The 21,373-nt window shown below is 44.3% G+C and carries 22 protein-coding genes and 7 pseudogenes; 6 read left to right on the top strand and 23 right to left on the bottom strand.

The genetic code is table 11. The features are described from left to right. Positions 1 to 25: 25 nt before the first annotated feature. The 3 genes and pseudogenes from ACT7WV_RS02740 to ACT7WV_RS02725 all read right to left on the bottom strand — a co-directional run bounded on the left by ACT7WV_RS02740 (position 26) and on the right by ACT7WV_RS02725 (position 2,347). Complete coding sequence (locus ACT7WV_RS02740) at positions 26 to 523, bottom strand: ureidoglycolate lyase (RefSeq protein WP_445101425.1); 498 nt, start codon at positions 521 to 523, stop codon at positions 26 to 28. Between the two features lie 236 nt (positions 524 to 759). After that, a complete protein-coding gene (locus ACT7WV_RS02735; protein ID WP_445101424.1) occupies positions 760 to 1,353 on the bottom strand; it encodes a hypothetical protein in 594 nt (197 codons plus the stop codon). Between the two features lie 47 nt (positions 1,354 to 1,400). Then, positions 1,401 to 2,347 (bottom strand): annotated as a pseudogene (locus tag ACT7WV_RS02725) (ABC transporter permease). A 377-nt stretch (positions 2,348 to 2,724) separates the two neighbouring features. Between ACT7WV_RS02725 and ACT7WV_RS02720 the strand changes: the two are divergent. The 4 genes from ACT7WV_RS02720 to ACT7WV_RS02705 all read left to right on the top strand — a co-directional run bounded on the left by ACT7WV_RS02720 (position 2,725) and on the right by ACT7WV_RS02705 (position 4,406). Further along, positions 2,725 to 3,108, top strand: coding sequence for a response regulator transcription factor (locus ACT7WV_RS02720; protein ID WP_445101421.1), 384 nt, complete (start codon positions 2,725 to 2,727; stop codon positions 3,106 to 3,108). Between the two features lie 193 nt (positions 3,109 to 3,301). Continuing rightward, on the top strand, positions 3,302 to 3,658 hold the full coding sequence (locus tag ACT7WV_RS02715) for a late competence development ComFB family protein (protein WP_445101420.1): 357 nt from the start codon (positions 3,302 to 3,304) through the stop codon (positions 3,656 to 3,658). Between the two features lie 55 nt (positions 3,659 to 3,713). Then, entirely contained in the window at positions 3,714 to 3,929 is a 216-nt protein-coding gene (locus ACT7WV_RS02710) for a hypothetical protein (protein WP_445101419.1), read from the top strand. A gap of 171 nt (positions 3,930 to 4,100) precedes the next feature. Next, entirely contained in the window at positions 4,101 to 4,406 is a 306-nt protein-coding gene (locus ACT7WV_RS02705; protein ID WP_445101418.1) for a DUF1816 domain-containing protein, read from the top strand. A 75-nt stretch (positions 4,407 to 4,481) separates the two neighbouring features. Here ACT7WV_RS02705 and ACT7WV_RS02700 read toward each other — a convergent pair whose 3' ends face one another. Further along, complete coding sequence (locus tag ACT7WV_RS02700; protein ID WP_445101417.1) at positions 4,482 to 4,634, bottom strand: hypothetical protein; 153 nt, start codon at positions 4,632 to 4,634, stop codon at positions 4,482 to 4,484. 75 nt (positions 4,635 to 4,709) lie between these two features. Between ACT7WV_RS02700 and ACT7WV_RS02695 the strand changes: the two genes are divergently transcribed. Continuing rightward, positions 4,710 to 4,913: an RNA-binding S4 domain-containing protein gene (locus tag ACT7WV_RS02695; RefSeq protein WP_445101416.1), complete on the top strand. Its 204-nt coding sequence runs from the start codon at positions 4,710 to 4,712 to the stop codon at positions 4,911 to 4,913. Positions 4,914 to 5,048: 135 nt separating this feature from the next. On the opposite strand, the gene ACT7WV_RS02690 is transcribed toward ACT7WV_RS02695, so the two are convergent. The 4 genes and pseudogenes from ACT7WV_RS02690 to ACT7WV_RS02675 all read right to left on the bottom strand — a co-directional run. Next, positions 5,049 to 5,789 carry a dienelactone hydrolase family protein gene (locus tag ACT7WV_RS02690; RefSeq protein WP_445101415.1) on the bottom strand — a complete coding sequence of 247 codons (741 nt, stop codon included), beginning with the start codon at positions 5,787 to 5,789 and terminating at the stop codon, positions 5,049 to 5,051. 249 nt (positions 5,790 to 6,038) lie between these two features. Continuing rightward, positions 6,039 to 6,209 carry a photosystem II assembly protein Psb34 gene (gene psb34, locus ACT7WV_RS02685; protein ID WP_445101414.1) on the bottom strand — a complete coding sequence of 57 codons (171 nt, stop codon included), beginning with the start codon at positions 6,207 to 6,209 and terminating at the stop codon, positions 6,039 to 6,041. A 93-nt stretch (positions 6,210 to 6,302) separates the two neighbouring features. Then, the gene (locus ACT7WV_RS02680; RefSeq protein ID WP_445101212.1) at positions 6,303 to 7,544 is read right to left on the bottom strand and encodes an IS701 family transposase; all 1,242 of its coding nucleotides are present in this window, start codon (positions 7,542 to 7,544) and stop codon (positions 6,303 to 6,305) included. 363 nt (positions 7,545 to 7,907) lie between these two features. Next, a pseudogene (locus ACT7WV_RS02675) lies at positions 7,908 to 8,273 on the bottom strand (GMC oxidoreductase); the annotation flags it as partial. A gap of 127 nt (positions 8,274 to 8,400) precedes the next feature. Between ACT7WV_RS02675 and ACT7WV_RS02670 the strand changes: the two are divergent. Next, a complete protein-coding gene (locus tag ACT7WV_RS02670) occupies positions 8,401 to 9,642 on the top strand; it encodes an IS701 family transposase (protein WP_445101212.1) in 1,242 nt (413 codons plus the stop codon). A 174-nt stretch (positions 9,643 to 9,816) separates the two neighbouring features. On the opposite strand, the gene ACT7WV_RS02665 is transcribed toward ACT7WV_RS02670, so the two are convergent. From ACT7WV_RS02665 to ACT7WV_RS02595, 15 genes and pseudogenes are all read right to left on the bottom strand, one after another. Next, positions 9,817 to 10,194, bottom strand: coding sequence for a hypothetical protein (locus ACT7WV_RS02665; RefSeq protein WP_445101413.1), 378 nt, complete (start codon positions 10,192 to 10,194; stop codon positions 9,817 to 9,819). A gap of 179 nt (positions 10,195 to 10,373) precedes the next feature. After that, the gene (locus ACT7WV_RS02660) at positions 10,374 to 11,351 is read right to left on the bottom strand and encodes a quinone oxidoreductase family protein (protein ID WP_445101412.1); all 978 of its coding nucleotides are present in this window, start codon (positions 11,349 to 11,351) and stop codon (positions 10,374 to 10,376) included. A 292-nt stretch (positions 11,352 to 11,643) separates the two neighbouring features. After that, positions 11,644 to 12,639 (bottom strand): alpha/beta hydrolase, encoded by a 996-nt coding sequence (locus tag ACT7WV_RS02655; protein ID WP_445101411.1) that lies wholly within the window; start codon positions 12,637 to 12,639, stop codon positions 11,644 to 11,646. A 138-nt stretch (positions 12,640 to 12,777) separates the two neighbouring features. Next, positions 12,778 to 13,059, bottom strand: a pseudogene (locus ACT7WV_RS02650) (alpha/beta fold hydrolase); the annotation flags it as partial. A 16-nt stretch (positions 13,060 to 13,075) separates the two neighbouring features. Further along, entirely contained in the window at positions 13,076 to 14,317 is a 1,242-nt protein-coding gene (locus ACT7WV_RS02645; RefSeq protein WP_445101212.1) for an IS701 family transposase, read from the bottom strand. A 100-nt stretch (positions 14,318 to 14,417) separates the two neighbouring features. After that, positions 14,418 to 15,032, bottom strand: a pseudogene (locus ACT7WV_RS02640) (alpha/beta fold hydrolase); the annotation flags it as partial. A 58-nt stretch (positions 15,033 to 15,090) separates the two neighbouring features. Then, on the bottom strand, positions 15,091 to 15,717 hold the full coding sequence (locus ACT7WV_RS02635; protein ID WP_445101408.1) for an MOSC domain-containing protein: 627 nt from the start codon (positions 15,715 to 15,717) through the stop codon (positions 15,091 to 15,093). Positions 15,718 to 15,791: 74 nt separating this feature from the next. After that, positions 15,792 to 16,223 carry a DUF302 domain-containing protein gene (locus tag ACT7WV_RS02630; protein ID WP_445101407.1) on the bottom strand — a complete coding sequence of 144 codons (432 nt, stop codon included), beginning with the start codon at positions 16,221 to 16,223 and terminating at the stop codon, positions 15,792 to 15,794. 172 nt (positions 16,224 to 16,395) lie between these two features. Next, the gene (locus ACT7WV_RS02625) at positions 16,396 to 16,911 is read right to left on the bottom strand and encodes a nuclear transport factor 2 family protein (RefSeq protein WP_445101406.1); all 516 of its coding nucleotides are present in this window, start codon (positions 16,909 to 16,911) and stop codon (positions 16,396 to 16,398) included. Positions 16,912 to 17,026: 115 nt separating this feature from the next. Continuing rightward, positions 17,027 to 17,158: pseudogene (locus tag ACT7WV_RS25790) on the bottom strand (SDR family NAD(P)-dependent oxidoreductase); the annotation flags it as partial. A gap of 86 nt (positions 17,159 to 17,244) precedes the next feature. Then, positions 17,245 to 17,679 (bottom strand): annotated as a pseudogene (locus ACT7WV_RS02615) (SDR family oxidoreductase); the annotation flags it as partial. Between the two features lie 15 nt (positions 17,680 to 17,694). Further along, positions 17,695 to 18,906, bottom strand: coding sequence for an RNA-guided endonuclease InsQ/TnpB family protein (locus ACT7WV_RS02610; protein ID WP_445101400.1), 1,212 nt, complete (start codon positions 18,904 to 18,906; stop codon positions 17,695 to 17,697). An 80-nt stretch (positions 18,907 to 18,986) separates the two neighbouring features. Beyond that, positions 18,987 to 19,304, bottom strand: a pseudogene (locus tag ACT7WV_RS02605) (SDR family NAD(P)-dependent oxidoreductase); the annotation flags it as partial. 65 nt (positions 19,305 to 19,369) lie between these two features. Continuing rightward, positions 19,370 to 20,758 (bottom strand): mercuric reductase, encoded by a 1,389-nt coding sequence (locus ACT7WV_RS02600; RefSeq protein ID WP_445101404.1) that lies wholly within the window; start codon positions 20,756 to 20,758, stop codon positions 19,370 to 19,372. 24 nt (positions 20,759 to 20,782) lie between these two features. Continuing rightward, positions 20,783 to 21,298 carry an SgcJ/EcaC family oxidoreductase gene (locus ACT7WV_RS02595; RefSeq protein ID WP_445101403.1) on the bottom strand — a complete coding sequence of 172 codons (516 nt, stop codon included), beginning with the start codon at positions 21,296 to 21,298 and terminating at the stop codon, positions 20,783 to 20,785. Between the last annotated feature and the right edge of the window lie 75 nt (positions 21,299 to 21,373).

The raw sequence follows: 21,373 nt of genomic DNA, 5'->3' as shown, positions 1-21,373 counted from the left end.
ATGGTGGTCTTTTAATCTATACTCTTTAGCCAATAATTTCCAACTCTAGTTGATGGCTATGGAGCAAGTCGTGAGTGAAGTGATCAACCACATTAGTATCGCTTAGTTCTAGGTTGTAGAAATCCACTAAATCATCTTCAAAATATGGCCCGGCGTGCCAAGTTCCCACTGCCAACTTGATAAAGCAATTTCCTGGTATGCGGAAAGCAACAATGTCTGCTAAAGTTGGTTGCTCACAGGCATTATTAGGAGGAGCAACGGCAATTAACCAGTCTTTGCCTCCGAGGGAACCTAAACACTGAGTACACTGCCCATGGCGCGTGATTTTATGAAACTTACGCCCCCTTTTGTGCAGGCGCATGATGTAAAACCGAGGAGTACCATTGTTGAGATTCAATTGAGCATCCTCAGCATCGTAAGCCTTGCCATCTTCACTGGGAAAAATGACTTGACCATAATGCTGGAAGTTTTCTGGCGTGATTAACTCTGCCTGTAATTTCTGAGTTGTTGTTGAGGTACTCATTGACTCTACATCTACTAAAAGTACTTGGAGAAAAGCGGCAGTCGGGGAAAAATTTGCTTAGCTAGCTTAACAAGTTTTCCTCATAGGGATTTTAAATGATTATCAGAAAAATTAACCACAAATACACAGAGATTAAATAGGCAATCTTTCTAATTAATCTAGGATTTTTCTAGGACTTATTTGCTAATATAAAAGAATATTTTATCCTAGTTGTTTAGATAAAGAACAGGGATATTTTACTCATTTTTAGGGGTTTTTGATGCCTTTCTAGTGGCTGGCTTCTCAGTCTCATCAGGCAGTATATTCTCTTCTGTGGCAGCATTGGGTAGTGCTGGCGCGAGAACATCCCATGCCTCTTGAGCAACGGGAAGAAATTTGTCATGAGCAGCTTTGGCTTCAGCAAATTTAATTAAACTCTTGGAGAAATTCTTGTCAGTTGCCTGTTGCATTTGTTCGGCTGTTAGTGGTTCATGGGAAAATAGAGCTTCGATTAAAGGGCGTAACTGCACTGCCTGCTGATTCGCTTCTTCTAAGGTGACTCTTAAACTAGCTAAAGTCGCGATCGCTTTTACCGCATAAATAATCTCTGGTTCATTATCTTCTGATGCTTCAGTTGGTGGCGGCTCAACTACAAGTAAATCTTCAGCACTCAACCCATCGGCAAAACTTTCTGAGTTGAGGCTGGTATCTTCAGGGTCATCCATACGACGCTGAATCTCTTCTAAAGCCTTTTTTCTAGTTCTTTCGCTATCTGTGCGTCCCGGAACTTCAACAAATAAGCCGAGTTCTTTTAAATCTCTAGTTGTGTACTTTATTGCAGATTTTGACATATTTTTCGGTGTAGACTCTTCAAGTACTAGCGGACGTTTGAGATGAATTAATTATGATCAATAATCAGCTTAAAAAACCGTTTGCTACATTTATTATCATGGATTTCTTGGTCATAAAAACCCCCCAGTGCGGCAGGACGCGTAAATTTACCGGCTAATCCTACTAAAGCTAAAAGTGCGATCGCATAAGGCAACATCAGCAAAAGCGGTTGCAACGCCTCTGTTGCCCCAAACAGCAATCAAGCCAAAACTGTACCAATGGGATGCCACCGACCAAAAATCAGGGCAGCCAAGGCAATAAAACCCTTGCCGGCGCTCATGCCCTCCGTAAAAATTTTACATGTACTAGGACAAGATAAGTACCACCCAAACCCGCAAGAGAGCTACAGAAAATCACACTAGCGTATCGCACTAAAGTAACTGATACCCCCGCCGTCTCAGCCACTTTGGGATATTCACCAACAGCCCTGATAGCTAAACGCAAACTCCTATGAAACAGCAGGTAGTAACTCAAAGGGACTATAAGAAACATAAAATAGACAAGAGGATCTTGATTAAACAAAACTGGACCAATGAGGGAAATTGCTTTGAGTCCCGGAATGCCAAGGGGTGAGATGCCCTCAATCTGTAGCGCTGAAGTTCGATCAAAAATTATCCTTGCCCCAAAAGCAGTTAATCCTGCTGTTGCCAGGTTAATGGCTAAACCAGATACGAGTTGGTCAACACCCAAGGTAACAGACAAATAAGCATGAAGTAGACCAACCAATCCCGCGATAACCAAGGCGGCGAAAATTCCCACCCAGGCATTGCCCGACCAGAAAACTCCGGCAAAGCTGACAAATGAGCCTACGAATAACATACCCTCCAAAGCTATATTTAGTACCCCTGAGCGTTCTGAAAAGAGTCCACCCAAAGCCGCAAACGCCAGGGGCACAGATAGACGCACACTAGTAACTAAGTAATCAGATAAAAAATTAAGGCTGTCATTAGTCATTAGTTACTTAAGGGTTATTTGTTGTTAGTTATTTGAGAATATTCAAATGTAAAAATATCCCAGGACTAGTTATATATTGGAGGGCAATCCACTATCAATAGAGTTATTTTCGACTGGTTGGCAGCCAGTTATTGTGTGATGTGTCTCTAAATCACAACATCCTCACATTTATATTTTAATTTAAAGGTGGGATAGTTAAAGGCAGTTAAGCAAGGATATCGTGCAACTAATGAATTGGAGTCTAAGGCTACAATTCATTAGTTTGCCCAAAGAAAGCTTTGCTGCCACAAAAAATACTACCTTATTTTTATTAGCCAATTAGGAAATTAATCAGCTTGCTGGTTAGGGCAATCTAGAAAATCACTAGAATTACGGCAATGACCAAGACAATTTTGATAATTGAAGACGATGAACTATTTCGCTCAATGCTCTTCGGTTTACTAGAAATGGAAGATTTTAATGTCATCAGTGCTGCGGATGGTTCAAATGGCTTAATTTTAGCCAAACAATTACAGCCTGACTTAGTAATTTCTGATATTAACCTGCCTTATTTAAATGGCTTGGGTGTGCTGAATAAATTACGCAATGACTTAACTACAGCCCACCTGCCTTTTATGTTCCTAACGTCTAAATCAGATCAAGAAACTCGGTCTTTGGCTATGAAGCTAGGGGCAAATGCTTACCTGACAAAACCTGTACATTTAAGTAATTTATTGGAGGCAATCAATAATCACCTAAAAACAAGACAATTGACTCAATAAAAACTATCAAAATGTCGAGTAATAGTCAAAAGTGCGCTATACTGTACGGAGATAAACAGAAGAGTGAAAACCATTGCTGGCGATTTATAAGCTATTTGATAGTCAAGCTTATCAGCCAGATATCGAAAAGTTTCTAGGCAGATGAATTGCTTCAATTAGACAAATTAGTTTTCAATTGGAGTCCCACAGAAGTATGTGCAAAAAGCTCGTTAACTTAACCTTGCCGCTGGTCAGTGAAGAAATTGAAAATATTCTCCAAAGCTATCCAGAATATCCTCACCAGCACATCTTTGCCAATCCTGACTTGCGTCAGGAATTAATAGCTTATGTTCTAAGCCACATCCCGAACAGTTACGTAACCATAGAAGAATCAGAAGAGATATCAATTAACCGAACATTCACTTTCATCCCTTCAGAGCAACAGTTGAATCTAGAAAAGTGGATTCACTTAGGTATAGATGATGTCATGGTCAAAAATAACAGCATCAATCAACCCCAACCACTTCGAGATTTAATGTCAATTCCCCTGCTAACTAATTGTCTTTACTAATTTTCCTAGTTTTTTTAGTATTGATTTAAGTCCTAGGTTCATGGAAAGCAATTTTATGCTACTACTCAATTGCCCTTGCTGTTCTGATAGTTTACTACGCCATGCAAGTTCTCAAGGCGTTTACTGGTTTTGCCCTAGCTGTTATCAATCGATGCCTTCCTATTTCAAGGCTTTGAACAAGCATCGTAAGTTAGCAGAATTAGCTTTGCCTCAGGAAGAAACTTCTGTTGAAGTAGCCTTACCGAGATTCATTAATCCCCAGCTTGTCTAATTTTTGCTGCTGTTTTAGTAAACTAGCCTGAAAAAATCGATAAAGTGTACTTTCTGGAAATACCTACAGCCAGGAAGAAAGCAGATATAAACAAAGGTTAATATAGGAAAAATCATTGCTCAGAGTGAGAGGCAATAAGTTACCTATACTAACCTCAGATCAACTTAAAAAATGATTGTTGACCACTGCTGGGAAAAAGTAGTGAATCCTGCCAATAATTATCGACGCTTAATTAAAAACAAAAGGATTAACATGCCTTCCTTAAAAGAGATGGAAGAAGATTTATCCTTTGCAGATTGGATAGAGGTCATCACGGAAGAACCCCGCTGCATCTATTACTTTGGCCCTTTTTTTGGAGTTAAAGAAGCTCAAAGGAGTCTACCGGGGTATATTGAAGATTTGGAGCAAGAAGGAGCAAAAGTCGTCGGTTTTACCATTAAAATGTGTCAGCCGAGAGAACTAACCATTGGTGATTGACTAATCGTGTTTGTACCACAATTGCCTATTAGTTTCTCTGGCGAAACTAATAGCAATAAATAGCACGATCAAGCCTTAAAATAAGGCGGTATAGGCGGCGATTGGGTTTTTCCCCGCCACCAGAATTAAGATAGCAGCCACTAACAAAGCAGATGCGATCGCAATTAGCGGTGAGAGAATCGGCAATACAATAGGCGGAATGCGATTAATATTCCTCATGGGCGTCATTATTCAAACTTTTGCAGAGCTGCGCAATCTTAAGTAAGCGAGAATTAATAAGTAGATGTCACGTCCTACTACCTGATGACCGACGATCACAAGACTATTAAACTCGACCAATTTCTTAAATGGATTGGTGTTGCTCAAACTGGCGGTGAAGCTAAATTAATCATTCAAGGAGGCGAAGTGAAAGTCAATGGTGAAACTGAAATGCGACGCGCACGGAAGTTAGTGATAGGGGACTATGTAACAGTGCAAGGAATAAGCTATGAGGTTGAATTAACCTGAGATATAGCGGTTCTCACCCTTGATCAGATACAGAGATTTTGCTGGGAGACAAGGGTGTATAAAACTCAACCGAGAACCGCTATGTCTGAATCACCTGTTAGAGACTTCTACCATATCAGACAGAAAATCCCTTCCTTAGTCAGCAAATATATGTTCTAAAAAAGGTACTATTTCAGACCAAGCCGAGGTTGTAGCCGCAGCATCATAGCGGTAACCATCATCACGCATGAAAGTGTGCTCTGCTTCGTATAAGAAAACTTGGTGAGGTACACTAGCCTGAGCCAGAGCTTCAATTAAGATGTTGCGGTCATTCTCCGGTATATGAGGGTCAAGAGTACCTAACACGATGAGCATCTCGCCTTTAATTTCACTCACCCGCTTGATGGTATCAGCTACCCCTTTACCCAGCTTGCCACTGGGAATGCCCGTAGGGTAACAGCAGACTGCTGCTTTAATCTCACTTTGGAAAGCTGCCCGGAAAGCTAAGTGTCCACCAATACAAAAGCCCAGAGTAGCTATCTTACCCGGAGAAACCGAACTCTCTTTTTTAAGGAATTCAATCACAGCTAGGCAATCAGCGTCATAATCAGCCACCGGGATGCGACGAGCATCGTCATTACCCCGCATTCTACCAAGATCATCGGGCTCAATAACTAGACCAACCGGCTCAATTCGATGGAAAATTTCCGGGGCTGCCACTACGTAGCCATATCCTGCTAAGTAGTTAGCCAGACGAATCATTGGACTACCCAACTGATAAATATCGCTGTAAAACAGAATACCTGGGTAATTTCCTGCTGCTTTGGGAGCTGCAACATAAACTCGCATTAAACTGTCATTTACTCTCAAATCAACGTTGCGTTTAGTTATTTGCACTGTTTAGTCTCCACGTAATGCTTGCTTTCACTAGCTTCCACACCAGTAGATTAGTAGTTAAAACAACTTAGTGCCGTGGCGAAAAGGACAACTTTTAGATAATTTAGTCCCCCCGGAGCAACGCCAGGAAATCTTCCTATAAGTAAAGCTCTGGTGACTGACAATTATCACCAGAGCCTAAGAATGGAGGAGAAATCCAATCTTGAGATATTCCGCTTTGACCTAAACTCTAAACTTTGATGACAACCATTAACTTACAGACAAAGAAATGAGTACCAAGAAACTGACTAAAAGTGATGCTACTGCTGCCTGGAATAAGTACTGCTGCTGCTGCTCTTGAGACGGATATTCTGCGCAGTAGACAGCGACTTGGGGAGCATAGTTATTTAAGAGACCTTCTTGGTTAACGGTAGTACGCATTTCTTTTCTTTGTTTGTTAACTTATGTTAACTAATGTAACAGGTAATTCATAAATAAGCAAGCCCTGCCCTACTAATGGGACTTAGACAGATTTCAAGCCCAAACAAAGCCCAAAGCAGCTTTGTGAGCAAAGAATACGTCCCGATTGTGGTTCAACCACTCCATAAAACGGAAAGACATCGCTGTCCGAAACGCCTCTAATGCTTCAGTAAAGGTGTTTAAAGGTTTCGATGCCCAACGCCGTCTTAATCCTCCGGTTAAAGTGTGCCATAAAATAAATGTATAGGCACAAAACACAAGCATGAAATGTCTTATCAGGCTTCTATAATCTCTGACTTGATATTCAGATAAACCCAACCAGCCTTTGGCTTCCCGATAGAAAACTTCTACCCAATTTCTTTGAGAGTAGGTAGTTACTATCCAATCGGCTGTGGCTTTTGTTGATTCAACATTGGTAATAAAATAGTCAACATCACTAGCTTGGTCGAAGGTTGAGGCATTCATGACGATAGCAATTGTTCTCTTTCCTTCAAGCTGTGAGAGTTCAACTTCTACAGGAGCCACCCAAACGGTTTTCAGTTTATCTAGATTGATTTGAACAGGGGTAAAATCTTTTGGCGACAAGGATTCGGCTAACTTATCTAGGCGAATCTCTTCTCGTTGACTTATCCCTATTTCAATTATCACCTTACGGTTTTTGGCTAATCCTCCTATATACTTGAGTTTCCTTTTTTCCAGTTCCAGCAAAAACGTTGTGTTATTTCCATACCCAGCATCAATTAATACGATACCCGGTCGATATCCTCTGTTCATGCTGCGGTCAATTAATGCTAAGCCTAACTCCGGCTTTTTCTGGAATTCAATATCTTTTTTTCCTTCAGCTAAAGAACTAGCGTGTTGAGATAACTCTATATCTAACGGTAGGCTTTTTTTCCCATCATATAGATGAGTTGTTACCACTACTATTCCGTTGTCTGTCTTCCCGATTTCTCCAATGTACTGTCGTCCTACTCCCGCCGTGAAATTGCCACTTTTCCTATGTCCTGAGTCATCTACAATTAACGTGAATCCTCTACTTATTCGGGTTGGGCTACACTGATTCATCACCAGTAGACGCCGCTCATTTACCTGTTGAGCATTCCAGGGGGCTTCCGTTAAAAAATGATGTAATCGGTGGTAAGTCACTCCCACCGCGTTATCCGCCATTTGAGACAGGTTTTTTCCTTCACTTTCCCCTAATAATCCCCCAATATAGTTCCTAAACTCCCTTTTTTGCGCTTGATGTCTCCAGACATCATCAAAGCGTTTGCACCATCTATCGAAGCAAGGAGGCATGGCGGCGGGGGTTGTCTCTTTCCTGTCTTACACTCTAATGTCAAATGGCTGCCATGCCTAAATTATACCTTTATTAACTCTTTATTTTCGTTTAAGTCCCGTTAGTCTTTGCTTTGCTCTACCTCCGATAAGCTCTCTATTGTTTGCCATCGATTGAGTAAGTGAGCCTAATTAGTTGTAGGATTGGTTAGGCTTGGCTAACTCATGCTGGTGTTTTGCTGCGCCAACCTAACCCACAGGCATCTTCAAATTAATTGTTCCATCTACTTAATTGAGTCCGTTCGGTTTTTTTCTAAAACAAAGCGATCGCTATTCCAGATCCAGGCGATCTTAGAAGCCGCTCTGCATCAACACGCGAACTAGTTAGTTGGCAATTGCTTTCTGTTTTTGCTGTAGAGTGCCACCTGCAGCTTTAATTAAATCGGCTGCTTTTTCGCCGATCATGATGGTGGGCGCATTCGTATGTCCTGTGATCAGAGTTGGCATGATAGATGCATCGACGACACGCAACCCTTGAACTCCATATACCCGGAGTTCGGCGTCTACCACCGCCATCGGGTCAGTTCCCATTTTGCAGGTGCCAACCGGATGAAACACAGTACCGCATGTTTCCCGGATATAGGCAACGAGTGCTTCATCGCTAGTCACGTCAGCACCAGGAGCGACTTCTCTACCTCGAAACTCATCAAAGGCACTAGTATGAAACAACTTGCGGACTAATTGAACTCCGATACTTTTTCGCTAACATTTGCTAACGGGACTTAAACGAAAATAAAGAGTTAATAAAGGTATAATTTAGGCATGGCAGCCATTTGACATTAGAGTGTAAGACAGGAAAGAGACAACCCCCGCCGCCATGCCTCCTTGCTTCGATAGATGGTGCAAACGCTTTGATGATGTCTGGAGACATCAAGCGCAAAAAAGGGAGTTTAGGAACTATATTGGGGGATTATTAGGGGAAAGTGAAGGAAAAAACCTGTCTCAAATGGCGGATAACGCGGTGGGAGTGACTTACCACCGATTACATCATTTTTTAACGGAAGCCCCCTGGAATGCTCAACAGGTAAATGAGCGGCGTCTACTGGTGATGAATCAGTGTAGCCCAACCCGAATAAGTAGAGGATTCACGTTAATTGTAGATGACTCAGGACATAGGAAAAGTGGCAATTTCACGGCGGGAGTAGGACGACAGTACATTGGAGAAATCGGGAAGACAGACAACGGAATAGTAGTGGTAACAACTCATCTATATGATGGGAAAAAAAGCCTACCGTTAGATATAGAGTTATCTCAACACGCTAGTTCTTTAGCTGAAGGAAAAAAAGATATTGAATTCCAGAAAAAGCCGGAGTTAGGCTTAGCATTAATTGACCGCAGCATGAACAGAGGATATCGACCGGGTATCGTATTAATTGATGCTGGGTATGGAAATAACACAACGTTTTTGCTGGAACTGGAAAAAAGGAAACTCAAGTATATAGGAGGATTAGCCAAAAACCGTAAGGTGATAATTGAAATAGGGATAAGTCAACGAGAAGAGATTCGCCTAGATAAGTTAGCCGAATCCTTGTCGCCAAAAGATTTTACCCCTGTTCAAATCAATCTAGATAAACTGAAAACCGTTTGGGTGGCTCCTGTAGAAGTTGAACTCTCACAGCTTGAAGGAAAGAGAACAATTGCTATCGTCATGAATGCCTCAACCTTCGACCAAGCTAGTGATGTTGACTATTTTATTACCAATGTTGAATCAACAAAAGCCACAGCCGATTGGATAGTAACTACCTACTCTCAAAGAAATTGGGTAGAAGTTTTCTATCGGGAAGCCAAAGGCTGGTTGGGTTTATCTGAATATCAAGTCAGAGATTATAGAAGCCTGATAAGACATTTCATGCTTGTGTTTTGTGCCTATACATTTATTTTATGGCACACTTTAACCGGAGGATTAAGACGGCGTTGGGCATCGAAACCTTTAAACACCTTTACTGAAGCATTAGAGGCGTTTCGGACAGCGATGTCTTTCCGTTTTATGGAGTGGTTGAACCACAATCGGGACGTATTCTTTGCTCACAAAGCTGCTTTGGGCTTTGTTTGGGCTTGAAATCTGTCTAAGTCCCATTAGTAGGGTTTCAACCGAGAGAAAACAATGGCTTCAAAGTCAACTTTCCACAGCACTACCGCCAGTATTGCCCGCCGCGACTACTGTCCCTGTAACCAGAGTCGGGGATGGTGTGCTGGGCGGAGCGAAAGCCCCAAACATTCTGTTCTGTAGGATTCAACTCTTCTTACAAGCTTGCCGCATCAAGATACGGTTGTTTTTATACACCTCTAAAGTTCCAGACTGTGGGTCATCTAACGTGCCATCCCACACCCAATATTGATAATTTCCATTCTGAAACTTATACACTCGAACCCCTTCCGTCGCTTGGCTAGTTCCTCCGCCCAAACTTAAATTACCGTTGGGACTGGTCGCACGATAGAGCAGTTCACCGGAAGTATAATTCTGCCAAATATTGATTTTGTAGCCACCCTGGCAATTTGTACTCAAGATGATGCCAGCAGTAGAATCAGCAGAGGCTCTTAAGGAAAAATTAGCTACAATACTGGTTGGTAAAATAAGGAGTAACGCAGCTCTTTTCAGTAGTGTTTTCATTGTTTTCAAGAGTGTTGTAAAACTAATTAGACTGAAATTGTTCACATCTAATTGCTTCAAAATTAAAGCCGGATTGACCAAGTATTCTGACTTGGAAGACAGAGGCAAGAGGGCTACTATGCTGAAGGGTTTCTTTTCTACTGGTGACCTTGACAACGACACCTAAAACCCTGACTGATTTAGGACTGCGGAGTGAGCAATACTCGCCCAGAAAAACTGTGGTTGAGTACTTGCTCATAGGCCATAATGGCTGCTTGAAGTGGATAGGGATGAATTTTACTAATAGGATGTAGTGCCTTTGTCTCGAAACCAGGCGTGAGGGTGGTTAAAATCTGAGCACACGCGGAGGCGTCGAGGGATCGGCTATCCACGCCAATCAGGTGCGCCTCGCGGTGATAAAAGTCAACTAAGTCGAAGCTGACGCGCCGCTCTTTTGCCGGAGCACTAATTTCCGTCAACCGCCCTTGATGGCTGAGAACCTTGAGACACGGTTCAACCATCGGGCCGCCAACCGTATCCACAATGACATTTGCGCCTTTGCCATCCGTGGCGGCAAAAACGGCCGCTTCTAATCCTGCTTCTGCCAAATTGAGAATGACATCCGGGTGAGACTGCTGAGCCAACGAGCGATCGCTTTCTCGGCGCACCGTTCCCAGAACTTGCGCTCCTTGCCACTTAGCAATTTGGATCGCAGCACTGCCCACCCCACCTGTTGCCCCAATCACAAGCACGGTTTCACCAGCAACAAGCTGAGCAGCATTTAAGCATAGCCAGGCAGTGACGTAGATGACTCCAATCGAGCCTGCCTGCTCAATCGATAGATGACTGGGCTTAAGGGAAACTGCGGTTTGAGGGAGAACAATATACTCGGCATGAGTGCCATCGCGAGTGAAGCCAATATCTCCGCCGGTACCCCAGACTTCTTGACCTACCAGAGAATCTACACCTTCGACCACCACCCCAGCAAAGTCCCTTCCTGGCGTTCGCGGTAAGGTAGTGTGCAGCATATTCCCAGAGACGTTTTTCACATCGCTAGGATTGATGCCTGCGGCTTGAACTTGTACCAAAACTTCGCCAGTTACCAACGGTGGCTTCAATTGGTCTTCAAGTTGTAGAACTGAAGGTGAACCAAACTGATTAATGCGAACTGCTAACATACCTACGCTCCCGCAATGATGCACTCTTGAAATGAACTGCTTTAGGGTTTGAAGACTAATTTGAGGAGCAGCTCATAGCAAAAGCAATTCCTACAATCCAGCCCCCGCTAATGCCATTCCAGCGTCTGTCTTTTGTCACTTAGGGTGATTTTGACGAATTTGCGTTATTTCAGCTCACGAAAAATTAAGCTTAGACCTCAAAGTGACAAAAGAGAGATAATTGGTAGACTCCGCCAAAACCTGACAAGAACGAGGATTAATTGCAACTGGCGGTAAAAGAAATGATCGCTTTCTATTGCAGATACTTCTTCAGTTCAGCGGCTGCTTGGACAAAAAGAGAACGAACTGCCGGAACCTCGGCTAAACCATTCAGCAGCCCGAAGTCATGAATCATGCCGTTGTAACGCACGGTTGTCACTGTTACCCCAGCTTCGTCCAGCTTACGTCCATAAGCTTCACCTTCATCACGCAGAATATCGCTTTCTGCCACTTGAATTAACGCCGGAGGCAATCCTTTCAGTTGCTCAATAGTAGCCTGCAAAGGAGAAGCATAGATTTCTTTGCGTTGTTCTAAGTCAGTTGTGTAAAGGTCATACATCCACTTCATCAAAGATGTCGTCAGGAAACGTTTCTCGCCAAACTGTTGATAAGAATCCGTTTCAAAATCAGCGTCTACGATCGGCCACATCAGGATTTGCAACTTAATATGCGGACTCCCTTTCGCTTTCGCCATCAACGTGGTGACGGCCGTCATGTTACCGCCGACACTATTTCCGACTACTGCCAGATTTTTGCCATCAACATTAATCTCTTCACCATGCTCAGCTACCCATTTAGTAGCAGCATAGATCTCATTGATAGCTTGAGGATACTGAGCATCCGGAGTTCGAGTATAGTTGACGAAGACCGCCGCAAAACCTGAAAGCACAACGAGATCGCGAACCATGCGCTTGTGCGTGGGATAATCGCCCAGCACCCAACCGCCGCCATGAATGAAGATGAAAACAGGCAATGTACCTTTGACACCTTCAGGTCGCACGATGTTTAGCTTGATTGAATACCCGTCAGAGGTAATCGTCTTCTCAGACTCGTCAATGCCTGAAAGATCGACTTTAACGGAAGCCTGTGCATCTACTCGCAATTGACGTGCTTCAAGTGGGGGTAATGTTTCTAAAGGCACACCACCTGAATTCAGTAATTTCAAAAATGCCTTCACTTCCCTAGAAAGACGCGGATCTTCTACGACTTCCAAAACCTTCACCGCTTGCGACTTGGCTTGACTAATCATAAGTCCTCTTTGGATTGATAGATGGTGGATAATCCGCTGAAGTGGCACTGCCAAGCTAACTGGCTTGATAGTGTTAATTGATGAGCAATGATCGTGGAATGACAATTACCTACTATCGACATCGCTTTCCAGGCGAGATTATGTACTACTGGGGGCTAGCATGATGTCCTCCTTCACAACGTGAGTTGTCATAAAGCGACGGATATGGTCTGCGATCGCATCGCCTTCCTCTTCTAGGGCAAAGTGTCCAGTATCGAGTAGATGAAGCTCAACGTCTTTCAGGTCGCGTTGGTAGGGATAAGCCCCTTCAGCAGGGAAGATGTAGTCGTTCTTGCCCCAAACAATCAGGGTGGGGGGTTGATATTTGCGGAAATACTCTTGCCACTGTGGATACAATGGTGGATTCGTACCATAGCTATTGGGACTTAGACAGATTTCAAGCCCAAACAAAGCCCAAAGCAGCTTTGTGAGCAAAGAATACGTCCCGATTGTGGTTCAACCACTCCATAAAACGGAAAGACATCGCTGTCCGAAACGCCTCTAATGCTTCAGTAAAGGTGTTTAAAGGTTTCGATGCCCAACGCCGTCTTAATCCTCCGGTTAAAGTGTGCCATAAAATAAATGTATAGGCACAAAACACAAGCATGAAATGTCTTATCAGGCTTCTATAATCTCTGACTTGATATTCAGATAAACCCAACCAGCCTTTGGCTTCCCGATAGAAAACTTCTACCCAATTTCTTTGAGAGTAGGTAGTTACTATCCAATCGGCTGTGGCTTTTGTTGATTCAACATTGGTAATAAAATAGTCAACATCACTAGCTTGGTCGAAGGTTGAGGCATTCATGACGATAGCAATTGTTCTCTTTCCTTCAAGCTGTGAGAGTTCAACTTCTACAGGAGCCACCCAAACGGTTTTCAGTTTATCTAGATTGATTTGAACAGGGGTAAAATCTTTTGGCGACAAGGATTCGGCTAACTTATCTAGGCGAATCTCTTCTCGTTGACTTATCCCTATTTCAATTATCACCTTACGGTTTTTGGCTAATCCTCCTATATACTTGAGTTTCCTTTTTTCCAGTTCCAGCAAAAACGTTGTGTTATTTCCATACCCAGCATCAATTAATACGATACCCGGTCGATATCCTCTGTTCATGCTGCGGTCAATTAATGCTAAGCCTAACTCCGGCTTTTTCTGGAATTCAATATCTTTTTTTCCTTCAGCTAAAGAACTAGCGTGTTGAGATAACTCTATATCTAACGGTAGGCTTTTTTTCCCATCATATAGATGAGTTGTTACCACTACTATTCCGTTGTCTGTCTTCCCGATTTCTCCAATGTACTGTCGTCCTACTCCCGCCGTGAAATTGCCACTTTTCCTATGTCCTGAGTCATCTACAATTAACGTGAATCCTCTACTTATTCGGGTTGGGCTACACTGATTCATCACCAGTAGACGCCGCTCATTTACCTGTTGAGCATTCCAGGGGGCTTCCGTTAAAAAATGATGTAATCGGTGGTAAGTCACTCCCACCGCGTTATCCGCCATTTGAGACAGGTTTTTTCCTTCACTTTCCCCTAATAATCCCCCAATATAGTTCCTAAACTCCCTTTTTTGCGCTTGATGTCTCCAGACATCATCAAAGCGTTTGCACCATCTATCGAAGCAAGGAGGCATGGCGGCGGGGGTTGTCTCTTTCCTGTCTTACACTCTAATGTCAAATGGCTGCCATGCCTAAATTATACCTTTATTAACTCTTTATTTTCGTTTAAGTCCCGCTATACAGCAGCGCTAGTTGAATCTCACCATTTCCGGGGCGATCGAGGAATAGTTGATCCATGTTCCAGGTGTCAGGGCTGATCGCTTCAGGATTGCGAACGCCGTTGGTATATTGCCACTTCGTTGCTTCTAAGGTGACAAGATATTTGAGCTTGTCAACATTCTCAGGAGAACGCTCTTGCCAGTATGCCTTGATTGAGTCCCAAAATTCCCGCAGTCCTTCCTCGTAGGCATTCCCGTTTTGGACGATTAGGGCTTCCACTCGCTCTGGATATTTAGCCGCAATCCGATAGCCAATGGGAGCACCATAATCCATCACGTAAAGGCTATATCGTTTGAGGTCGATCGCGGTAATGAATTTCTCCACGATCTCAGCTAGGTGATCAAATGTATAATCAAACTCATTCACGGTTGGCATCGAACTGTTGCCGTAGCCAGGATAATCGAGTGCAACTAGATGGAAGCGATCGGCAAGCGCAGGCATCAGATTGCGGAACATGTGAGATGAGGTCGGGAAGCCGTGCAGCAGCAGAATAGTTGGATTACTGCGAGAGCCAGCTTCTCGATAGAAGATATCTAAACCATCGATTGCGATCGTGCGATATGTGGTCATGACTTTACTTTTTGTAAGTTTATCGGTGGTGAAATTGTGGCGTTTGCCAGACATCCTTTTACCGATGGAAATAGTCGCGCCAACTTTTGGGTAACGCTTCAAGTTGAGCAGCACGGCGAAGTAACTCTGGATTGTCTTCTGCACGCACATAAAGTTGAGTGATATCGGCAACCGTGATTTTGTTGTCATCTCGGCTTACCAACTCTAGAGTGTCTCCGGCTCCGACTTCGCCTTCTTGCAAAACACGGAAGTAAAATCCGGTTCGACGACTCGCAAGAAATCGTTTAACCATATCCGGTCGTCCAAACCGAATCCCCATTTTGTAGCAGGGCATACGAGGTTGTGTCACCATCAGTTTTACCGTGCCGATCTCGAAGCGATCGCCAATGTTTACTTCCTCTTCTTTGAGTCCAGTCGTCGTGAAATTTTCACCAAAGATGCCTGGTGTCAACTCTGTGTCAGGCAATTCACCCCGCCAGTAATCATAATGCTCAAAAGGATAGACATATACCGCTTTGTCAACTCCGCCATGAACGGTGAGATCGGCTTGTCCATCTCCGTCTAAATTAAGCGATCGCACCATCACCCGTTTACTAACTGGCTCTTTGAAAATTCCAGTGCTAACGGTTTTCCCTTTCCAGGTCACTTCACGCGGAAGTCCTACATTGACAGAGATAAGTTTCATCTTTAGCTCCAAAGTTTTGGATTGCATTCAATTACGGTAGTCAACATGGGGTATCGACAAAATAAATGAGTTGTTTATTGGAGTGCTTGATTGATTAAAGGTGCAATGACTGCGATGTTTTTGACCAACTCATCGGAGAGAGAGAACCGCTGTTTTAAGTAATCAGGATCGTTGTAACTCAACCATATCTTGCCATCAGCCGCTTTCCATGCTAGTACTTTCAAAGGTAAATCCAGGGCTGTTGTTGGTTCTGCTACCATCAGCGGCGTTCCGGCTTTCGGGTTGCCAAACAGTAACAACTGCGTCGGACGTAGACTTAGCCCAACTTTTTCGGCTTCAGCCTGTTGATCAATGCGGGCAAAAATAGTGATACCTTTTGCCTGAAGGATGGCTTCTAAGCGATCGATGGTTTCAGGCACTGCATACTGGCTGGGCTGACTGATGATGCCGTTGGTTGCATTCATAGCAGTCGATTCCTCAATGGTTTTGGTGATGGGTATAACCATGACTATGATAGGAACTGCAAAACTCGTCGGTTAAACTTTTCTGGATTCTCAAGGTGACTGTCCTTCCACCTTCAGCTAATTCAAAAATTTTTAACTCAGAGTCAGAAGTGCTTTGACTGATCTAGACTTGCTTGGTTATCCTCTAGCTGCATTGATGCAATGCTCCGACTTCTCAAAGATTGAAGTCAGACAATCCGGGATGATCATCGGGACGACGACCAAGCATCCAATGGTATTTGCGTTCGCTCTCCTTAATTGGCAGGTCGTTGATGCTAGCAATACCCCATCGCATGAATCCGCGTTCGTCGAACTCCCAATTTTCATTGCCGTAGGAACGGAACCAGTTGCCGGAATCGTCATGCCATTCGTAAGCAAACCGGACAGCAATCCGGTTGTCTCGAAAAGCCCAAAGCTCTTTGATCAGTCGGTAGTCCAATTCTTTAAGCCACTTACGGGTCAAGAACTCTACGATCGCCTCACGACCAGATAGAAATTCTGAGCGGTTGCGCCAAATGCTATCCGACGTGTAAGCGAGTGCTACTCGTTCTGGGTTACGTGTGTTCCAAGCATCTTCTGCGATTCGGACTTTTTGGATGGCGGATTCATTATCGAAAGGCGGCAGGGGTATTCGAGGATTTTCGGGGTTGTTCATAGTCTGGAAGTAATAAAATGCTGATCGTCTCAGCATGATTGGATTGGAATTAAGTCCGTTCTGACCGAATTACCTCAAAAGCAGTCTGATACAAATCAGCGAATACCACCCGCGATGTGCCGCGTTTCCCCAGTGATCCAGGCTGAGTCGGAGGTAGATATTCATAAATTCCGGCATTATTCACCAAGATATCGAGCTTGCCAAATGCCTGCTCCATCTTGGCAAAAAGACGTTCGACCTCTGCTTTTTTGGTAACATTTACCTGTACTGCGATCGCCTTCCCACTCCTCGGTGAAGCTAATCATTCCTAAGGGAAAAGTGAACGATACACAGCCCGCCGGGAAAATTACCAACCGTTTTTAGGGCGCTTCAAACCTGTGCCATACCACCATCAACAAACAGCTCGATACCGTTGACAAAGCTGCTGTCGTCTGACGCAAGAAAGACAACGGCTTTGGCAATCTCATCAGGTGTGCCGACTCGTCCTAACGGGATGGTGAGCGCTTGGCTATCTATAAATTCCTTTACCTGCTCATCACTCAGTCCCAAGTGATCGTACCCAGGAGTCGGAACCACGCCAGGACTAATGGCGTTAACCCGGATGTGGCGATCTTTGAGATCGAGGGTCCAATTACGGGCAAACGATCGCACGGCGGCTTTGGTGGCGCTGTACACACTGAAGGCGGGGGTACCCACAGTAGAAGCAGTCGAGGCGTTCAGAATGATAGCAGCACCCTCTGGCATTAGAGGCAGAGCTTTTTGCACGGTGAAAAGTAGACCTTTGACATTTGTGTTGAACGTTTTTTGACACTCTCCGTCCTATAAGTGCGGAGATTCTTTGTTCATAGACCCAACTTGCTTTAACAGGATTTCTCCAATCAAAGTAGAGGTCGAATCTCCCAAAGCGTTCGGGTTGATGACCCAAGTTCCCACATGCCCTGTGGTACTCAAGGCTGATTTCAGGATGTTGATAGCGGCGTTCCAGTCTCTATCTAACACGAACCCACACTGACAAATATGGGTTCTCATCGATAGGGACTTTTTGACAAGAGTGCCACAACTAGAGCATTTTTGCGAAGTGTAGGAAGGATTAACCGCAATAGTTATCTTGCCAAACTTAACCCCGAAATACTCTAGCCACTTCCTGAATTGATACCAACCTGCATCATTAATAGATTTGGCAAGACAATGATTTTTAACTAAGTTTCTAATCCTCAAATCTTCATAGGCTACCAAATCGTTAGATTGGATTACGCAACGCGCCAGTCTTTTGGCGTGTTCTTCACGTTGCCTACTTATTCTGAGGTGTACTCGTCCTAGTCGATTAATGGCTTTTTTACGGTTGGCTGAGCCTTTTTTCTTGCGAGAAACACGGCGTTGTCTAAACCTCAGCCGCTTCTCGCCTGTTCGATAAAACCTAGGATTAGCTTCAGTGTGTCCATTGCTATCGGTGTAGAACTCTTTGAGTCCAACATCTAATCCAATAGTTTTACCTGTTGGGTTAATGTCTACTTTGTTCTCGGCACTTACCAAGAACTGAACATAGTACCCATCGGCACGACGCACTAACCTAACTCGTTTTATCTGTTCTAACTGGTAGTAGTTTAAATCCCACGTCCCTTTGAGTTTAAGCTTGCCAATCCCTTTCTTATCCGTGAAAGTGATTTGTTTTCGGGTGGCAGAAAGCGACCATCCTGAAGTTTTGTACTCGAGTGATCGACAATTTTTCTTAAACGTTGGATAGCCTTTCTTCCCTGGAATAGCCTTCTTACAATTGCTGTAGAACCGAGCAATAGCGCTATAGGCTCTTTCAACTGCAACCTGACAAGCATGAGAGTTCAAGGCTTTCACGAATTGAAACTCAGCTCTGAGCTTAGTGTTGTAGCGATACAGCTCTTTTTGTCCTACACCTCGATTATCCATCCAGTGACGGATAACTTTGTTGCGGACGAATTGAGCGGTTCTAATCGCCTCATCTATAGCAGCGTATTGAGTTGTTTTTCCCTTAGCCTTGAACTCTAAGACAATCATTTGACGTGGAAAAACCTACATCAAAAACATATCATAAACAAAGTCCCCCTGGAAGGGGGGAGGCTTGAATCCCATTATTTTCGGTCAAAGTGTTCTTCAGTGATCGATCCGAGTGGGGCGAGTTCTCCACCGCCAGCATTGGCGAAGAGTACATCGAGATGTCCTTGCTTTTGCTGAATCGTGGCAAACAGGCGATCGAGGTCTGCTAGGTTGGAAACATCACTTTGAACGCCCGTGACATTTTTGCCGGTCGCGTCTACGCCAGCATCCAGTTCAGCCTGACGGCGACCCGTGATGAAGACATAGGCACCTTCGGCGACAAAGTGCTTGGCGGTGGCAAGACCAATACCGCTAGTACCGCCAGTGACAAGAGCGACTTTTCCTTCTAGTTTTTTCATCGGATTAAACCTGATCGGAATTCTGAGTTTGTGTGAATCATTGAAGTGTTATCGGTTCTGTTGCATCACAGCTTTGAGAACAGCAGATTTAACCCTTCAGTCATTGTTGGATGAGTTAAAACGCCATCGCGCAAAACGGTATAGGGCATCTGAGCTTGCATTACCATCTGCACCGTCGAAATCATTTCACCTGCTGCATGACATAAAAGAGAACAACCGAGAATATGTCCTGTCTTACTATCCACGATCGCCTTCAACAGTCCATCAGTTTGACCCAAAGTTCTCGCTCTGGGAATAGCTGAGGCATCTAGCTTTGCGACACGGATAGCATAACCTTGTTGCTGTGCTGCGGTTTCGGTCAGACCCAGTTGCGCCAGTTCTGGATCAATGAACAGACAGGAAGGAACTAAGCGATCGTTCCTGCTGCGGTTACCTCCATCAATCAAATTCGCCTTGACAATGCGATAATCATCAAGCGAGATATGGGTATATTGCGGTCCACCATTGATATCGCCTAGCGCCCAAATTCCCGGTATATTTGTTTCCAGGCGATCGTTGACTGGAATAAATCCACTTGAATCCATGACCACATCCGCAGCAGCTAAATTCAGGGAATCGGTAGTTGGCACACGACCCACAGCGACAAGCAAATGCGAACATTGAAGTTCTATTGCTCGATCAGCAATTTGTATCTGAAGTTTAGTCGCATTGCCAACGCGATCAACACTCAACACCTTTGCCTTGAGCAGAAATTCAATACCCTCTCGTTCTAGCAGTGTTTGAACGGCGATCGCAATATCTGGATCTTGCTGCGACAGAATTTGTTCACTCTGCCCAATCACGGTAACGCAAGAGCCAAAGCGCCGAAACATCTGGGCAAACTCCAAGCCAATGTAACCACTGCCGAGTACGATCAGATGCTCAGGTAGCTGTTCTAGCTCCATAATCGACTCATTTGTTAAAAACCCAGTTTCCTTGAGTCCGGATACGGGCGGGATTAACGGTCGTGTACCTGTGTTGATGAACAGCCGTTCTGCACTAAGTAGCCGAGTGTTGCCTTCCGTTGTCACAACTTCGAGCGCTTTAGAATCGACAAATCCTGCTGTGCCAATGATCAAATTTTCACCTAGAGCTGCTTCCAAATTGTGCAAATTCATTTCACGCGCAGCTAGCACAACTGATCGCTTTCGTTGAATCACCTCTGCTAAATCAACGGTAGGTTCATTGGTCTTCACGCCATAAGCCGCGCTGTTTTGCACTGTATGGACAACCTCCGCACTTGCAACCATTGTTTTGGTAGGAATGCAAGCAATGTTGATGCACCCGCCCCCAATCATGGTTAAGCTACGTTCTACCAGAGCGGTTTTTCGTCCCTTCGCAGCTAATGCAGGTGCCAGTGTTTTACCCGCTTTGCCACCACCGATAATAATGTCGTCGTAGTATTCAATGTTCACTTACATCTCTTTTGATTGATCTGCTTAATGACGCTGCTTGAGACCTGCGACGAGGTCGGTCACTTGACATTGAGCCTCTGCGCTCAGTGAGTCAAAGTCGTCTAAGAAGAATTGACGTTCTAGCGTTAACTTCCGGGTATTGAGTAACCCTTCGATCTGCCAACCTTCGTCGCCTTTCGTTACGACGTATAGCGGCAACGAATCTCGTGACGGTGAAGTTTCAGTTTGTCCGGGGAGTATTACCCTGATAACTACGAGCATGAGCGCGAGTTGCGAGTTCACTAAGCGGACAAAATTCACCTCACCCTCCAAGCGTGTTCCTTTGACAATCGTGTCGAACGCTTGCTGATGAAATGCAGCGATTTCTTTTCGACCTTTGAGATGCGTGCCCTCGAACGTGATGAAATCGGCAGTTTCGCTGAACGGGGCAGCGAAGCCTTCGCCGCTACCTTGATTCCAAGCATCAATCATCTGGCGATGGAAAGCACGGATTGCCGACTCGTCAGCAGTAGTGGTGGTTTGATCTGTTTGTGAATTCATAGTTTTGAGTTTTCCTTTTAAGTGATAGACCAGTTCTCAAGCGGCATAGAGGGAGATCTCCAGGTACACCTAGGA

This window comes from Symploca atlantica LB2515 (genome assembly GCF_052546295.1).
The sequence above is the reverse complement of the archived record's forward strand: the minus strand, read 5'-3'. Positions and strand labels throughout refer to the sequence as shown.

What these genes read in the sequence shown, in the direction of transcription:
- ACT7WV_RS02740 (WP_445101425.1), bottom strand. Translation starts at nt 523, where the DNA reads ATGAGTACCTCAACAACAACTCAGAAATTACAGGCAGAGTTAATCACG.
- ACT7WV_RS02735 (WP_445101424.1), bottom strand. Translation starts at nt 1,353, where the DNA reads ATGTCAAAATCTGCAATAAAGTACACAACTAGAGATTTAAAAGAACTC.
- ACT7WV_RS02720 (WP_445101421.1), top strand. Translation starts at nt 2,725, where the DNA reads ATGACCAAGACAATTTTGATAATTGAAGACGATGAACTATTTCGCTCA.
- ACT7WV_RS02715 (WP_445101420.1), top strand. Translation starts at nt 3,302, where the DNA reads ATGTGCAAAAAGCTCGTTAACTTAACCTTGCCGCTGGTCAGTGAAGAA.
- ACT7WV_RS02710 (WP_445101419.1), top strand. Translation starts at nt 3,714, where the DNA reads ATGCTACTACTCAATTGCCCTTGCTGTTCTGATAGTTTACTACGCCAT.
- ACT7WV_RS02705 (WP_445101418.1), top strand. Translation starts at nt 4,101, where the DNA reads ATGATTGTTGACCACTGCTGGGAAAAAGTAGTGAATCCTGCCAATAAT.
- ACT7WV_RS02700 (WP_445101417.1), bottom strand. Translation starts at nt 4,634, where the DNA reads ATGACGCCCATGAGGAATATTAATCGCATTCCGCCTATTGTATTGCCG.
- ACT7WV_RS02695 (WP_445101416.1), top strand. Translation starts at nt 4,710, where the DNA reads ATGACCGACGATCACAAGACTATTAAACTCGACCAATTTCTTAAATGG.
- psb34 (WP_445101414.1), bottom strand. Translation starts at nt 6,209, where the DNA reads ATGCGTACTACCGTTAACCAAGAAGGTCTCTTAAATAACTATGCTCCC.
- ACT7WV_RS02680 (WP_445101212.1), bottom strand. Translation starts at nt 7,544, where the DNA reads ATGCCTCCTTGCTTCGATAGATGGTGCAAACGCTTTGATGATGTCTGG.
- ACT7WV_RS02670 (WP_445101212.1), top strand. Translation starts at nt 8,401, where the DNA reads ATGCCTCCTTGCTTCGATAGATGGTGCAAACGCTTTGATGATGTCTGG.
- ACT7WV_RS02665 (WP_445101413.1), bottom strand. Translation starts at nt 10,194, where the DNA reads ATGAAAACACTACTGAAAAGAGCTGCGTTACTCCTTATTTTACCAACC.
- ACT7WV_RS02660 (WP_445101412.1), bottom strand. Translation starts at nt 11,351, where the DNA reads ATGTTAGCAGTTCGCATTAATCAGTTTGGTTCACCTTCAGTTCTACAA.
- ACT7WV_RS02655 (WP_445101411.1), bottom strand. Translation starts at nt 12,639, where the DNA reads ATGATTAGTCAAGCCAAGTCGCAAGCGGTGAAGGTTTTGGAAGTCGTA.
- ACT7WV_RS02645 (WP_445101212.1), bottom strand. Translation starts at nt 14,317, where the DNA reads ATGCCTCCTTGCTTCGATAGATGGTGCAAACGCTTTGATGATGTCTGG.
- ACT7WV_RS02635 (WP_445101408.1), bottom strand. Translation starts at nt 15,717, where the DNA reads ATGAAACTTATCTCTGTCAATGTAGGACTTCCGCGTGAAGTGACCTGG.
- ACT7WV_RS02630 (WP_445101407.1), bottom strand. Translation starts at nt 16,223, where the DNA reads ATGGTTATACCCATCACCAAAACCATTGAGGAATCGACTGCTATGAAT.
- ACT7WV_RS02625 (WP_445101406.1), bottom strand. Translation starts at nt 16,911, where the DNA reads ATGCTGAGACGATCAGCATTTTATTACTTCCAGACTATGAACAACCCC.
- ACT7WV_RS02610 (WP_445101400.1), bottom strand. Translation starts at nt 18,906, where the DNA reads ATGATTGTCTTAGAGTTCAAGGCTAAGGGAAAAACAACTCAATACGCT.
- ACT7WV_RS02595 (WP_445101403.1), bottom strand. Translation starts at nt 21,298, where the DNA reads ATGAATTCACAAACAGATCAAACCACCACTACTGCTGACGAGTCGGCA.